Here is a 13,622-nt window from a genome sequence, read left to right on the forward strand (position 1 = left end):
CGTCGGGAGTCATCCCGACGGGGGCTCCGCCGTTCCCGCCGCACCTTCACCCGCACGAGGGAGCGCGCGGAGCGAACGCCCGTGGTGAGCGGCGCGGGCGCGGTCGGGGCGCCGCTCCGGCGGGCAGGCTCCCGACGGCGAGCGAGCGACGGCCGAAGGGGTACGGGATGCCGGGGTTTCCGGAGGGCGATCCGGGGCGGTACCTGCTGCGGATCCGCGACCTCGACGGGCGGCTGCACGGCCTGGGGTTCGTCGCCGACCCGCAGGGGAGCGTGCTGACGGTGCACGAGAGCGTGGCCGGCCTGGACCGGATCGTGCTGCACACCCCCGGCGGGCAGACCAGGGTGCTCGGCCCGGACGCCGTGCTGCCCCTGCCCGGGTACGGCCTCGCCCTGCTGCGCACCGAGGCGGTCGGCGGGCTGCCGGTGCCGCCGCTGCCGCTGGCCCCCGCCGCGGCCGCGCGGGAGGTGCTGCTGCCCGCGCTGGCGGGGGAGGACGGCCGGGTGGTCGCGCTGCGCTGCGGGCTGCTCGGGGTCACTGCGGCGGCGTACCGCGGGCACCGGCTGGGCGGGGTGCTGCTGCTGGACGTGCCGGTGGTCGGCGGGGTCGCGGTACCGGCCGGCTCGCCGGTGCTGGACGCCCGCAGCGGGGCGGTGGTCGCCCTGGCCGCGCCCGCCCTGGGCGGGCCCCGGCACGGCGGGGCGCTGCCGGCCGTGGCGGTGGGGGCCGTGGCGGTGGGGGTGGGGGCGGGCCCGTCGGACCGGACGGGCGGAGCCGAGGCGCTGGCCGGGCTGCTGGCGGGCAACGCGGCCGCGGTGCCCGGCTACGGCCCGGCGCTCAACCTGGCCGGGGTTCTGCGGCTGACCGCCGCCCAGGTGACGGCGGCCGGTGCCGGGCCGGGCCGGGTGGCCCACCTGGCCGCCGACCGGGTGGACCGGCCGGACGGCCTGGCCGGGGACGCTCCGGCCGCGACCGTCACCGTGCTGGTCGGTGCCCCCGGCAGCGGGCGCACCACCGAACTGGCCGCCCTCGCCGCCCGCCGCCACGGCGGCGCCCACCCGCTGCCCACCCTCTGGCTGCGCGGCGCCGACCTGCACGCCGACGACCGGTCGCTCGCCGAGCCGGTGCAGCGGGCGCTGGCCGCCGCGGCGGCCGGACTCGGCACCCCGGCGCCCGCGCCCGAGCCGGTGGCCGCGCTGTGCGCGGCGGCCGGCCGGCCGCTGCTGGTGGTCCTGGACGGCCCCGAGGAGGCCCCGCTGCCGGTGGACGCGCGCTGGCTGCGCGGCGCCGGCCAGTGGCTGACCGGCTGTGGGGCCCGGCTGGTGACGGCCTGCGGGGAGGAGCTGTGGGAACTGCTCGCGGCCGAGACCTGGGGCAGCGGCACCCCGGGCCCCCGCCGGACGGAGGAGCCGCACCCGCACGGGGACCTGGGCAGCGCCCCCACCGTGCGGATGGACGGCCGCGGCCACGGCGGGCCGAGCCTGGCCGGACAGCGGCTCGGCCCGCTGCCCCCCGAGGCGGCCGAGCGGGTCCGCCGCCGGTACGGGCTGCCCCCGGGGCACCCGGCCGCCGCCGAGGACGCCCGGCACCCGCTGGCCGTCCGGCTGGCCGGGGAGCTGTGGGCCCAGGGGCTGCACGACGGGCCGGTGCGCCGGGGCGACCTGTTCGGCGCCTTCCTGGACCTGCGCTGCCTGCGGGTGGCCCAGCGGCTGGCCGAGGACGCTCGGCCGCGCCGCCCGGGCGCCCACCGCCGGGGCGCGGTGCGGCCCGGCACGCCGCGGCACCGGCGGGTGCGCCGGCTCGCGGCGGCGGTGGCCGGGCGGGTGCACGAGGCGGCCCGGCGGATGCTCGGCGACCGGTCGGACGGCGGGCTGGACCACGCCGTCTTCGAGGAGCTGTTCCCGGTCGAGGGCGGCTGGGCCGCGGCGGTGCTCGCCGAGGGCCTGTTCGTCCCGGCCGGGCCCGGATTCCGCTTCGCGCACGGGGAGTTCGCGGACTGGCTGCAGGGCCGGCACCTGGACCTGGACGCGGCGCTGCGGCTGCTGCTCGGCGAGGCCGAGGACACCCCGCCCTGGCCGGCCGACGAGCCGGAGGAGCCCGGCGGCCACCGCGCGGGGGAGCCGGCCGCCGGGGCGAGCGCCGTCCCCCGGCACCGGATCGGCCCGGTCGTCGCCGCGCTGCGCCGGGTGGCCGAGACCTGGGGCGCCGGCGCCCTCGACCCGTGGCTGCACCGGATCTGGCGCGCCCTGGACCTCCGCCCGCCGGGCAGTGAACCCGCCTGGTGGGCGGCCGGGTTGCTCGCCGCGGGTCTGGCCGTCGGCCCGGACCCGGCCGAACACCGGGCACTGCTCGACCAGTTGGCGTCCCGGATCGCCGAACGGGCGGGCCCGGCGGGGCTCCGGGCGGCCGGGCTCGGCCGCTTCGGGCCGGGCTTCTGGACCGGCCTCGGCCTGCCCGTCGAGGCCGAACTCGACCTGCTGCGCCGCCTGATGCCCGCCGACGGCCCCGGGCAGCGCTACCTCGCCGCGGTGGCCGAGCGGCTGCGCGCCGACCCGGTCGCGGTGTTCCCGCTGCTCTGCGCCTGGTTCGAGGACGTGCGCGGCCTGCCGGGGCGGCCCGGCCGCACCGTCGCCGACGTCGCCCACGACCTGCTGCGCGCCCACCGCCGGCTCGCCCTGGACGAGCTGGCCGACGCGCTGGCCGCGGCCGCGCACCCGAGGGCGGACGCGCTGTTGACCGTGCTCGCCGCCGAGGAGCCGTCCGCGCTCTGCCGAGCGGTGGACCGCTGGAGCCACGACCGGAGGCCCGAACGGCACGTCGCGGCCGCCGTGCACGCGCTGCGGACCGCCCCGTACGCCTCCGGTGCCGGGACGGAGCTGCTGCGGTACACCGCGCTGACCCTGCTCGCCCGGGAGGACGAGCCCGGCCTGCACGGGGCCGCGCTGGCACTGCTGGTCGGTGACCCGGCGACCCGCTCCGCGTACCTGCCGGCCGCCCTCGCCCGGCTCCGGGCCGGCGGCGACGCCTTCCTCACCCCGCGGGCGCTCGCCCCGGCCCTGGAGAGCGACCCGGAGCCCGTCCTGGCCGCGTTCGCCGACCGCTCGGCCGGCCCCGGCGCGGCCCTCGCCGAGACGCTGCGGGTGCTCGCCGACGCCACCGCCCCGGCGGCCGTGCGGCGGGGCGCCGAGCTGGCCGCCGGGCTGCTGCGGACGGACCCGGCGCCGGCCGGGCCGGTCGCCGTCGACTACCTCGGCCGCCGGCTGGGGCGCGCCGGCGCCGTCGGCCCGGCCGACCGGCTGGAGCTGCGGGTGCTGCTCGGCGTCGCGCTGGCCGCCCGCGGGGCGGAGGTCCGGCGGCCGTTCGCCGAGGTGCTGTCCGTCCCGGTGGCCGACCCGGCGGCGGACGCGCTGCGCTGCGAGCTGCTGGACACCCTGCTCGCCACCGAGGCCGACCCGGTGGTGCTGACCGCCGCCGTGGAAGGGCTCGCCGAGCACTGCGCGGCCGAGAATCCCGCCCGGGCCCGGGCGGTGCTGGCCCGGGCCATCCCGGGGCTGCCGGGCGCGGACGAGCTGCTGGTGCGCTGCGCCGGGCGGTCGGCGGCCTTCGCCCGGCTGCTCGCCCGCTGGCCGTCCGGCGCCGCGCCGACCGCCCCGGACGGCCCCCGACTGGCCCGGATGCGGGCCCTGACGGCGGCCGGACGGGACCCTCAGTACGCCGCCGCCGAGGCCGAGCGGGCCGTGTCCGGGCGGTCGGCGGGGCCCTCGGCGGGCTCAACCCGTATTCCGGTGCCTGAGCCGGGGCAGGCGCATGGCACGCTATAGGGGTTCGGGTTTTGAGCGTTTGAGCGTACAGAGGGTACGCGCCGTACGGAACAAGGAGCGGTCAGGTGCAGCGCTGGCGTGGCCTGGAGGAGATCCCCGGGGACTGGGGACGCAGCGTCGTCACCATCGGCTCGTTCGACGGGGTGCACCGCGGGCATCAGCTGATCATCGGGCGGGCGGTCGAGCGGGCCCGCGAACTCGGTCTCCCGGCGGTCGTGGTGACCTTCGACCCGCACCCGCGCGAGGTCATCCGGCCGGGCAGCCACCCGCCGCTGCTCGCGCCGCACCCGCGCCGCGCCGAGCTGATCGCGGAGCTGGGCGTGGACGCGGTGCTGGTGCTGCCGTTCACCACGGAGTTCTCCCAGGAGTCCCCGGAGACCTTCGTCCGGCAGGTGCTGGTGGACGCGCTGCGCGCGCGGGTCGTCATCGAGGGCCCCAACTTCCGCTTCGGCCACCGGGCCGCCGGGAACGTCGCGCTGCTCGGCGAGCTGGGCCGGGCGGACGACTTCGAGGTCGAGGTGGTCGACCTCCAGGTGTGCGGTACGGCCGGGGCCGGCGAGCCGTTCTCCTCCAGCCTGACCCGCCGGCTGGTCGAGACCGGGGACATGGCCGGCGCGGGCGAGGTGCTGGGCCGCCCGCACCGGGTCGAGGGCGTGGTGGTGCGCGGCGCGCAGCGCGGCCGCGAGCTGGGCTACCCGACGGCCAACGTCGAGACCGTGCCGCACAGCGCGATCCCGGCCGACGGCGTGTACGCGGGCTGGCTGACCGCGGACGGCGAGCGGATGCCGGCGGCGATCTCGGTCGGCACCAACCCGACCTTCGACGGCACCGCCCGCACCGTGGAGGCCTACGCCATCGACCGGGTCGGCCTGGACCTGTACGGGATGCACGTGGCCGTGGACTTCCTGGCCTACCTGCGGGGGATGGAGAAGTTCGACTCCATCGACGCGCTGCTGGACCGGATGGCCGACGACGTCAAGCGGGCCCGTGAGCTGACCGACGGCGTCTGAGCGCCGCAACGCCGGAAGGGGCCCACCGACAGCAGGTCGGTGGGCCCCTTCCGCGGTTTCACTGCTGGGGAGCCTGCTGCGGGTAGCCGTAGCCCGGTCCCGGCTGCTGCCCCCAGGGCGCCCCGGGAGCGGGCTGCTGCGGGTAGCCGTACCCGGGCGGGGGCGGCGGGGCCTGGCCGGGCTGCGGCGCCCACGGCGCCCCCGGGGCGGGCTGGCCGGCCTGCTGCGGGTACGGCTGGGGCTGCTGCTGCGGGTCGGCGTACGGCTGCGGGCCGCTCGACTGCTGGTAGGCCGACTGGGCCTGGGCCTGGGCCTGCTGCTGCCAGCCGGCCTGCTGGGCGGCGGCCTGCTGGGCCCGGACGATGTCCTCGCCGACCAGGGTGGCCAGATCGAAGTAGGCCTCGCGGACCTTGGGCCGCATCATGTCGAGGTTGACCTCGGCACCGGCCGCCAGGCTCTCGTCGAACGGCACCACGACCACGCCGCGGCAGCGGGTCTGGAAGTGCGCGACGATGTCCTCGACCTTGATCATCTTGCTGGTCTCGCGCACCCCGGAGACCACCGTGATGCTGCGCTGCACCAGGTCCGCGTAACCGTGCGCGGAGAGCCAGTCCAGGGTGGTCGAGGCGCTGGAGGCGCCGTCCACGCTGGGGGTCGAGACGATGATCAGCTGGTCGGCCAGGTCCAGCACGCCGCGCATCGCGCTGTACAGCAGACCGGTGCCGGAGTCGGTCAGGATGATCGGGTACTGGCGGCCCAGCACGTCGATCACCTGGCGGTAGTCCGAGTCGTTGAAGGTGGTCGAGACCGCCGGGTCGACGTCGTTCGCCAGGATCTCCAGGCCCGAGTTCAGGTCCTGCGAGGTGAACTGACGGATGTCCATGTAGCTGCGCAGGTGCGGGATGGCCGTCACCAGGTCGCGGATGGTCGCGCCGGTCTGGCGCTTGACCCGGCGGCCCAGGGTGCCCGCGTCCGGGTTGGCGTCGATCGCGATCACCTTGTCCTGGCGCTCGCTGGCCAGGGTCGCGCCGAGCGCGGTGGTGGTCGTGGTCTTGCCGACACCGCCCTTGAGGCTGATCACGGCGATCCGGTAGCAGCTCAGCACCGGGGTGCGGATGATCTCCAGCCGGCGGGCCTTCTCGGCCGCCGCGGCCTTGCCGCCGAACTGGAAGCGCGGCTGCTGGCGCTGCTGCTTGGGCTGGCTGCGCAGCAGCCGGTCCGAGGACAGCTCGACGGCGGCGGTGTAGCCGAGCGGCGCGCCGTGCGCCGTCTGCTGCGGGGCGGCGGCCTGCTGGAACGCGCTGGGCTGCGGGGCCTGCGGCTGCTGCTGCCACGGCTGCGGCTGGGGCTGGCCGGGCACGGGCTGGCCCGGCGGGCCTGGGTGCGGCTGGGCCGGCTGCTGGTACGCGGCGGGCTGCGGCCAGCCGCCCTGGCGCGGGTCCACCGGGCCGGGCTGCGGCACCGGACCGGGCTGCGGCGGGACGGCGGCCTGCTGCGCCTGCTGGGCCTGCTGGGCCGCCCACGCGGCCTGCGGGTCCCAGGTCGCCGCCGGGCCCTGGGGGTCCTGGGGGTGCTGCGGCGGGGCCGGCTGGACCGGGTGGACCGGCGGCTGCGCGAAGTTCTGCGGCTGGCCCGGCTGGACGGGCTGTCCCGGCGCCGCGGTCGCGGCGGTCATGGCGGGCGGCGCCGGGTAGGGCTGCGGGACGGGCTGCGGCGCCGCGGTCTCCGGCAGCGCCCACGCCGGGGCACCGGGCTGAGGCTGCTCGGGGACCGGCGGAGTCGGGGAGGGCGCCGGGAAGGGGACGTGCTGCGCCTCGGCCTGCACCGGCGGGGCGGGCGCCGCGGGCAGGGGAGCGGGTGCCGGCGAGGGTGCCGGAGCCTGGACCGCGGCCGGTACGGCCCCGGCCGCCGGGGGCGCGGCCTGGCCGGGCACCGGAGCCTGGGCCTGCTGCTGCGCCGGAGCGGGCACCGGAGCCGGGGCCTGCTGGGCCTGCGCCGGAGCGGCGGCGGGCGTCGGGGCACCGGGTGCCGCGGTCGCGGCCGCAGCGGCAGCGCCCGGAGCCGTCGGAGCGACCGCCTCCGGTGCGTGCGGAGCCGGTGTGTTCGGAGCCGGTGCGTGCGGAGCCGGAGCGCCCGCCGCCGGTGCGTTCGCGGCCGCCGCGGGCTCGGTCTGGACGTACCAGGACGGGGGAGTGTAGTCAGGCGCGTCCGACCAGTCGTCGTCGTCCTCCGCCGCGTTGTCGCCGACGTAGACGCCGTCCCGATCGCTGCTCACTCTGGCTCCCTCGTGTTCGCCGCCGCTTGTTCAGCGGTGCCGTTGCCACATCAAAGACTAGGCCGTACGGCAACCCCCGTTGAAGGCGGCTTCGCATCCCCGCCGGCCCGCCCGGTGCGGCGAGCCGGCGCTCAGTCCATCCGGCGCGGCCCGCCGAGCACCTGCTGTTCGGCCTGCCCGGCCACGGCCCGTACGTACTGGCGGCGCATCCTGGTGGCCCACAGGGTCAGGTCGTCGCCGAGGGTGGGCAGGGCGGCCACGTCCTCCGGCGGCAGCGACAGGATCCGGCCGGTCAGTTCCGCCTCCTGCGGCGAGATCCGCTGCACGCCGACCAGGTCGGCCGCGTTCAGCACCCGGGAGGCGTTCGGGCCCAGGTAGGGCAGCAGGGTCAGGGTGGTCTGCCAGGGGGCGGCGGAGAGCCGGCTGCGCGGCGGGCGGGCGCCGAGGTCGCGCACCACCAGCACCGGCGAGGCCACCGAGGCGCCCTGCGGGCCGAGCCGGCCGACCTGGTGGACCGTCACGCACGGCTGGCCGCCGCCGGCCGCCTGGGCCATCGGACCCCACAGCTGTCCGCGGGCGGTCTCCACCGCGACGCGGGCGCCGATCGCGGCCGCCCGCAGCGCGATGACCTGCGCCGTCCACATGCCGCCGACCAGCACCAGGTCGTACGAGGTCGGGCGGAACAGGCCGAGCACCGCGGGCAGTCCCTGCGGGTCGACGCCGATCACCACGCCGTCGTCGCCGACCGGGAAGGCCAGCGACGCGAGGTCGGCCGGCTCCAGCACGTGCTTCTCCCGGCGCGGGCCGCGCAGCCCGAAGCCGGGCAGGATCCGCGGCCGGGTCCGGCGCTGCTCGGCGCCGGGCTGGGGACCGGCGGTGGGGTAGGTCTGGTAGGCCATCAGGAAGCCCCTCCGAGCGGCAGGGTGGCGAGCATGCCGGGGGCCTGCTCCAGGTCGAGCCGGACCAGGCCGAGCCCGGTGCTCTGGGCGCGGCTCTCCACCTGGCGGCCGATCTGGCCGACCTCGCTCTCGTTGCGGCCGGTCACCCGCACGTGCCCGCTGACCGTCACCGAGCCGCCGGTGCCGTGTCCGGCGGTCAGGCTGAAGGTGCTGGCGAGGGCCGGGGAGCCGGTGATCAGGTTGACCAGGTCGGGCGCGGCGACCCGGCCGGGGGCGCCGCCGGGGCGGCTCAGCTGCGGCCAGCGGGAGATCCAGTACGTGGTGTGCCAGCGGTCGTCGATCCGCCAGAACCGGTTGCCCTCCTGGGTGCGGCGGGTGGTGCCGCCGCCGCTGCCGGTGCCCTGACGGCCCGCCACCGCGATCGGGTTGGCGCAGGTGGCGATGGCCAGTGCGGCGATCAGCTCGCGCTCGTCCAGCACGGTCGCGTTGAAACCGGCGCTGTTGAGCCGGCCGGCCAGCTGGTCGGTGACCCGCTGCAGCGCCTTGCGGGCGCCCTCCTCGCCGCCGCCGCGGGCCCGGACGGCGGTCGCCGCGCGTTCCGGGTCGAGCTTGAGCGCGATCCAGGTCAGCCGCAGCCCGGGAGTGGCGGTGCCGTCCGGCAGTTCGCGGTAGGCGCGGGCGGCCAGCGACTGCTCGGGCAGGTGCTGGGCCGGGGCGGGCTGGGTGTGCTGGACGAGCTGCACCGACTCCAGGGTGATGTCGTCCACCGTGAGCGCCGAGCAGATCACGTCCAGCGGCAGCGGCAGGGCGGTGCGCACCGGGCGCAGCGGCTGGTCCTTGGCCTGGACGAGCAGCACCGAGCTGAGGAAGGTCCCGTCGCCGACCATGCCGGTCTCCCGGCGGACCGGGCGGCCGCCGAACTCGGCCTCGGTGGCGTGGGTGCAGGTGCGCAGCCCCGGTTCGAGCTCCAGGGCCGGCGCCAGCGCCGGGTCGGTGCCGGCCGGCGGCAGCAGCGTCCTGGCCTGCTTGCGGCGGGACTTGAGGGCGGCGCGGACCCGCAGCAGTTCCGGGACGGTGCGGCCGCGCACCGGGACGAGCGCGAGCACGAGCAGCACCAGCGCGACCGCGCCGAAGCCGGCCGCGACCGGTCGGCTGATCGTCCAGCCGACCGCGACCAGGGCCGCCGCGACCTCGACCAGGACGAGCTGTTGGAGCTTCAACCGCCCTGCGAGCAGCCCCGGTCGGGGGTTGACCCGGACCTGGACGGCCCCGCCGCCCCCGCTGCCGGTCGGCTGCGGTCCGGCGGTCCCGGTCCCCGGTCCCGTCTCGTTCGCCGGCGCGCTGTGCTGCGCCCGGCCGGACCGGCGCGGCCTCCCGCCGCCCGTACTGCGGCGGCGTCCTGGAGCGGTCTGGCTTGGCATCCCCCGGTGGCCCTCTCTGATCCGTTGTCGCGGCCCGGCTGGCTGTGTCGCGGACCGTACCCGTACCGTACTCACCGTCTGCTGCCGCATCGTAGAGGGTTCGCGCCGGTTCGTGCCCGGCGGGTGACCACGGGGCCGGTCGGTCTGACAACGCCCGACAACGTCTGACAAGGGGGACGACGAGGTATGGCATCGCGCCGGGACGAGCTGAACGCGTACACCTTCGCCCGCAAGCGCACGGTGGGGGCCTTCCTGCTGCCCGCCGGCGGCGGCAGTGACGAGGACGCGCCGCGTCCGGTGAAGGCGGTGCTGCCGAGTGTGCTGGCCGGGGCGGTGTTCGTGGCCGGGTTCGGGCTCTGGGGGGTCTTCAAGCCGAGCGCGCCGGTGAAGTGGGACGACGGCAAGAACATCATCCAGGGCAAGCAGTCGACGACCCGGTACGTGGTGCTCATCGACCAGGACCAGAAGACCAAGCGGCTGCACCAGGTGCTCAACATGTCCTCGGCGCGGCTGGTGCTGCCCGCGGGCGCCAAGGTCGTGGTGGTGGACGACGGGGTGCTCGACCGGTACCCGAACCACGGGCCGACGATCGGCATCCCGTACGCGCCGGACAAGCTGCCGACCACGGACAACGCGAGCAAGCAGATGAAGTGGGCGGTGTGCGACCGTCCGGGCTCGGACGACAAGCAGGAGACCGTCAACCAGGCGGTGTTCGTGGCGGCCGGCGAGGACGCGGCGGTGCTGGCGGCCAAGGACCGGATGCTCGGCCCGGACCAGCTGCTGCTGGTGCAGCAGGCCGACGAGCAGCAGGTCTCGGCCGCGCCGGTGCCGGGTCAGCCGGCCGCCGCGGGCGCGGCGGTGTACCTGGTGGACGCGCAGGGCCGCAGGCACCTGATCGGCACCCCGCAGTCGGACGACAGGGAGCGCAAGGCGCTGATCACCGCGGTGTTCGGGCCCAACGCGGTGCCGCAGCGGGTCAAGCGGGAATGGCTGGAGACCCTGGTGGACGCCACCCCGGTCACCTTCCCGTCGGTCGACGGGGTCGCCGACAGCCAGGGTGCCAACTCCAAGGTGGAGCTGAGCAACCAGGCCGACCGCCGGGTCGGCCGGCTGGTGCACTACCAGGACCGCCACTACGTGGTCGGCAAGGAGCAGCTGTACCTGGTCACGCCGTTCCAGGCGGACCTGATCCGGCAGAACCCGGCGTACCAGATGCTCTACAAGTACGACCAGGACAAGAAGCCGCGCAGCGACGAGATGACCCCGGCCGACAACGCCCAGTGGGGCGTCGACGCACCGCTGAAGGGCACCGTGGCGGACTGGCCGCTGAAGACCGGCGCGCCGGTGAACAACCAACAGGACCGCCAGGACGCCCGGATGGTCGTGTGCAGCACCTACGACGGCGTCGCCGAGGACGGCACCACGCCCAAGCGCAGTGTCTGGGCCGGGACGTTGTACCCCGCGCCGTACAACAACGGTGCCGGGGCGGCGTACGTGACCCCCGGTCACGGACTGTTCTACCGCTCGCTGGACCACTCGGCCGCCGGCTCCGGAAGCGACTTCCTGATCACCGAGACGGGGTTGCGCTACTCCGTCCCGTCCAACGGCGACGGCGGCCCGCGCCCCGGCGCCTCGCCCCAGCCCGGTCAGAGCGGCACCCCGAAGCCGCCGGCCCCGCCGGCCGGTGCCACGCCGACCCCCGGGGCCACGGCCCAGGGTTCCGGCCAGCAGCCGGAGGAACCCGGCGGCAACCAGGCCCGGTTGGGCTACCAGGGGGTCAAGCCGCTGCCGGTGCCGAAGGAGTGGTCGAACCTGGTGCCGGCCGGCCCGCCGTTGACGGCGACGGGCGCCGTTCAGCCGCAGAACGCCTGACGGGCCAAGCGCGGCAACCGAATTGGCCTCAGTGTCATGGTCTGGTAACTACTCGGTGATCGATGTTGGGCGAGTTGCGTGTGCCGACTACAGTGCTGCTGGACATCACACCGGTGATGGCGGCGGTCGGCCCGCAGGGCCCTCCGTACACGCAAATGTTGTCTCATGGGGGACGGTGGAGCATGGCTCAGGGTCAGTTCACGATGACCGCGCAGGAGATGCTGGCGTTCGCCAAGCAGATCGAAGAGGCCATCGGCAAGATCGAGGCTGAGAAGAACAAGCTGATCAGCACGGTCTCCGGCATCACCGGCGGTTGGCAGGGCACGGCCGCGACGGCCTACGCGAGCCTGCAGAACCGGGTCAACGAGGACATCGCGGCGCTCAAGGAGTCGCTGAACGCGATCAAGCACGCGATCGAGCTGACCACCAAGCACTACGCGAGCACCGAAGAGGAGCAGAAGGCGATGTTCTCCTCGGCCCAGGGCTGATCAGCGCACTCGCGCTGATCGACGCACCCGCGCCGACCGCCGCTCTGCCCCGCTCCACCGCTCTGCGGAGCGTCCGCCACTGACCGCGCGGCGCTCCGCACCCTCGTCAAGGGAGACAACGTGTCCGACCACATTCTCGTCAACTTCCAGACCGTTCACCAGGCGGCCGAGGAGGTCAAGGCCTCGGCGAGCCGCATCGACCACCTGCTGAACGACCTCAAGGGCAACGTCACCCGCATCGCCACCAGCTGGCAGGGTGCCGCCCAGCAGGGCTACCAGGCCCACCAGGCCAAGTGGGACGCCAAGGCCAACGACCTCCAGCAGGCCTGCGCGCAGATCGCGACCTCGCTGGAGAACGCCGCGCAGAGCTACCGGACGACCGAGGACGCCAACGCCAAGCTCTGGGGCTGACGTTCGGGTTCCTTGAGGAACGGCAGGGGGCGGGTACCCGGATTCCGGGCACCCGCCCCCGACGCGCGGCACGGGTGAACGACATGAGGGGTGGCAGGGTGTCCCGACACGGGTACCGGAAGGCGGCCGCGGCGATCGCCGCGCTCACGGTGCTGGGCGGCCCGCTCGCCGCCCCGGCGTACGCCGAGGGCGGGCCCGCGCTGGCCGCGGCCGGCGACTGCCCCAAGAACGCGCCCGATGTGCCGACCGTGCCGTGGTCGCTCCAGCGGCTGCTGCTCAACGAGCTGTGGCAGGGCGGGAAGGCCACCGGCGTGGGCGTGAAGGTCGCGGTCATCGACACCGGGGTCGACCTGGGCAACCCGCAGTTGGCGGGCCAGGTCCCGGCCGACTCCTCCGGTCAGAAGTTCGTCGACAAGCTCCAGGCGGGCCCCAACCTGCTGGTCAACCGGGAGACCAAGGAGCCGGTCAAGGGCGCGTCCGTCGAGGACCCGGTCGGTCACGGCACCAAGGTGGCCGGCATCATCGCCGCCCGGGTCAGGCCGCAGACCGGTTTCGTCGGACTGGCTCCCGACGCCCAGATCCTGTCGATCCGGCAGAACGACAGCGACGGCAACGGCGACGTCTCCACCCTGGTCCAGGCGATCAGGGAGGCGGTCGACAAGGGAGCCGGGGTCATCAACATCTCCCAGGACGTGCGCGGCGCGGGCGACGCCCGCTTCGGCGGGTACCAGGACCTGAAGGCCGCCGTCGAGTACGCGGAGTCGCGCAACGTCGTGGTGGTCGCCTCCACCGGGAACGACGGCAAGGAGGGCGACACCTACCCGGGCGCCTTCCCGACCGTGCTGGCCGTCGGCGCCTCCGACCGCAACAACGAGCGCGCGCCGTTCTCCCAGTACGGCAGCTTCGTGAAGGTCGCCGCGCCCGGTGTCGACATGCTGTCCACCGTGCCGGGGAGCGGCCAGTGCGTGGACAACGGCACCAGCTTCGCCGCCCCGTACGTCTCCGGCCTCGCCGCGCTGCTGAGGAGCGCCCACCCGAAGTGGAAGGCGGCCCAGGTGCGGGCCTGGATCGAGCAGACCGCGCAGCGGACCCAGCGCGAGCCGGACAAGTTCATCGGCTGGGGTGTGGTGGACCCGGTCAAGGCCGTCACCAAGGCTCCCGAGGACGCGCCCTACGAGCCCACCCCGGACGCCCCGGTGCAGCTCGCCGCCGCGCCGATCGTGCCGCGCCCGGTGGGCCTCGGCGAGACCCAGGCCGACCGCGACGGCCGTACCGCGACGTACGTCGTGGGCGTCGGCGCACTGCTGGTGGCCCTGCTGATCGGCGGCGGCGTGGTGCTGCGCGACCACCGGCGCAAGTCCGCCGACTGACGCCCGGCCGGCGCCTGACCGCCTGACCGCCCGACGCCCGCCCGATCGGTGCCCG

General features: G+C 76.1%; 9 protein-coding genes. 6 read left to right on the forward strand and 3 right to left on the reverse strand.

The annotated features are described in order from the left end of the window. The first annotated feature begins 167 nt into the window (after nucleotides 1–167). Together ACFVVA_RS36645 and ACFVVA_RS36650 are read left to right on the forward strand one after the other, a co-directional pair. Nucleotides 168–3,821: a serine protease gene (locus tag ACFVVA_RS36645; protein WP_387695024.1), complete on the forward strand. Its 3,654-nt coding sequence runs from the start codon at nucleotides 168–170 to the stop codon at nucleotides 3,819–3,821. Between the two features lie 65 nt (nucleotides 3,822–3,886). After that, nucleotides 3,887–4,831, forward strand: coding sequence for a bifunctional riboflavin kinase/FAD synthetase (locus tag ACFVVA_RS36650; RefSeq protein WP_387695026.1), 945 nt, complete (start codon nucleotides 3,887–3,889; stop codon nucleotides 4,829–4,831). A gap of 58 nt (nucleotides 4,832–4,889) precedes the next feature. Here the strand turns inward: ACFVVA_RS36650 and ACFVVA_RS36655 are convergent, their stop codons facing one another. The 3 genes from ACFVVA_RS36655 to eccE all read right to left on the reverse strand — a co-directional run bounded on the left by ACFVVA_RS36655 (nucleotide 4,890) and on the right by eccE (nucleotide 9,225). Then, entirely contained in the window at nucleotides 4,890–7,106 is a 2,217-nt protein-coding gene (locus ACFVVA_RS36655) for an AAA family ATPase (RefSeq protein WP_387695027.1), read from the reverse strand. Nucleotides 7,107–7,237: 131 nt separating this feature from the next. After that, nucleotides 7,238–8,005: a hypothetical protein gene (locus tag ACFVVA_RS36660; protein ID WP_359911636.1), complete on the reverse strand. Its 768-nt coding sequence runs from the start codon at nucleotides 8,003–8,005 to the stop codon at nucleotides 7,238–7,240. Next, a complete protein-coding gene (gene eccE, locus ACFVVA_RS36665) occupies nucleotides 8,005–9,225 on the reverse strand; it encodes a type VII secretion protein EccE (protein WP_359911633.1) in 1,221 nt (406 codons plus the stop codon). Before eccE ends, ACFVVA_RS36660 begins: the two co-directional genes overlap by 1 nt. A gap of 387 nt (nucleotides 9,226–9,612) precedes the next feature. On the opposite strand from eccE, the gene ACFVVA_RS36670 reads away from it, so the two are divergent. From ACFVVA_RS36670 to mycP, 4 genes are all read left to right on the forward strand, one after another. Further along, on the forward strand, nucleotides 9,613–11,298 hold the full coding sequence (locus ACFVVA_RS36670; RefSeq protein ID WP_387695028.1) for a type VII secretion protein EccB: 1,686 nt from the start codon (nucleotides 9,613–9,615) through the stop codon (nucleotides 11,296–11,298). A gap of 182 nt (nucleotides 11,299–11,480) precedes the next feature. Continuing rightward, entirely contained in the window at nucleotides 11,481–11,786 is a 306-nt protein-coding gene (locus ACFVVA_RS36675) for a WXG100 family type VII secretion target (protein WP_387695029.1), read from the forward strand. A gap of 120 nt (nucleotides 11,787–11,906) precedes the next feature. Next, a complete protein-coding gene (locus ACFVVA_RS36680; RefSeq protein ID WP_380544948.1) occupies nucleotides 11,907–12,197 on the forward strand; it encodes a WXG100 family type VII secretion target in 291 nt (96 codons plus the stop codon). Nucleotides 12,198–12,295: 98 nt separating this feature from the next. Continuing rightward, nucleotides 12,296–13,567: a type VII secretion-associated serine protease mycosin gene (gene mycP / locus ACFVVA_RS36685; RefSeq protein WP_387695030.1), complete on the forward strand. Its 1,272-nt coding sequence runs from the start codon at nucleotides 12,296–12,298 to the stop codon at nucleotides 13,565–13,567. Nucleotides 13,568–13,622: the final 55 nt, after the last annotated feature.

The sequence above is a fragment of the Kitasatospora sp. NPDC058048 genome (genome assembly GCF_042885555.1).
Lineage (GTDB): Bacteria > Actinomycetota > Actinomycetes > Streptomycetales > Streptomycetaceae > Kitasatospora > Kitasatospora lactacystinica.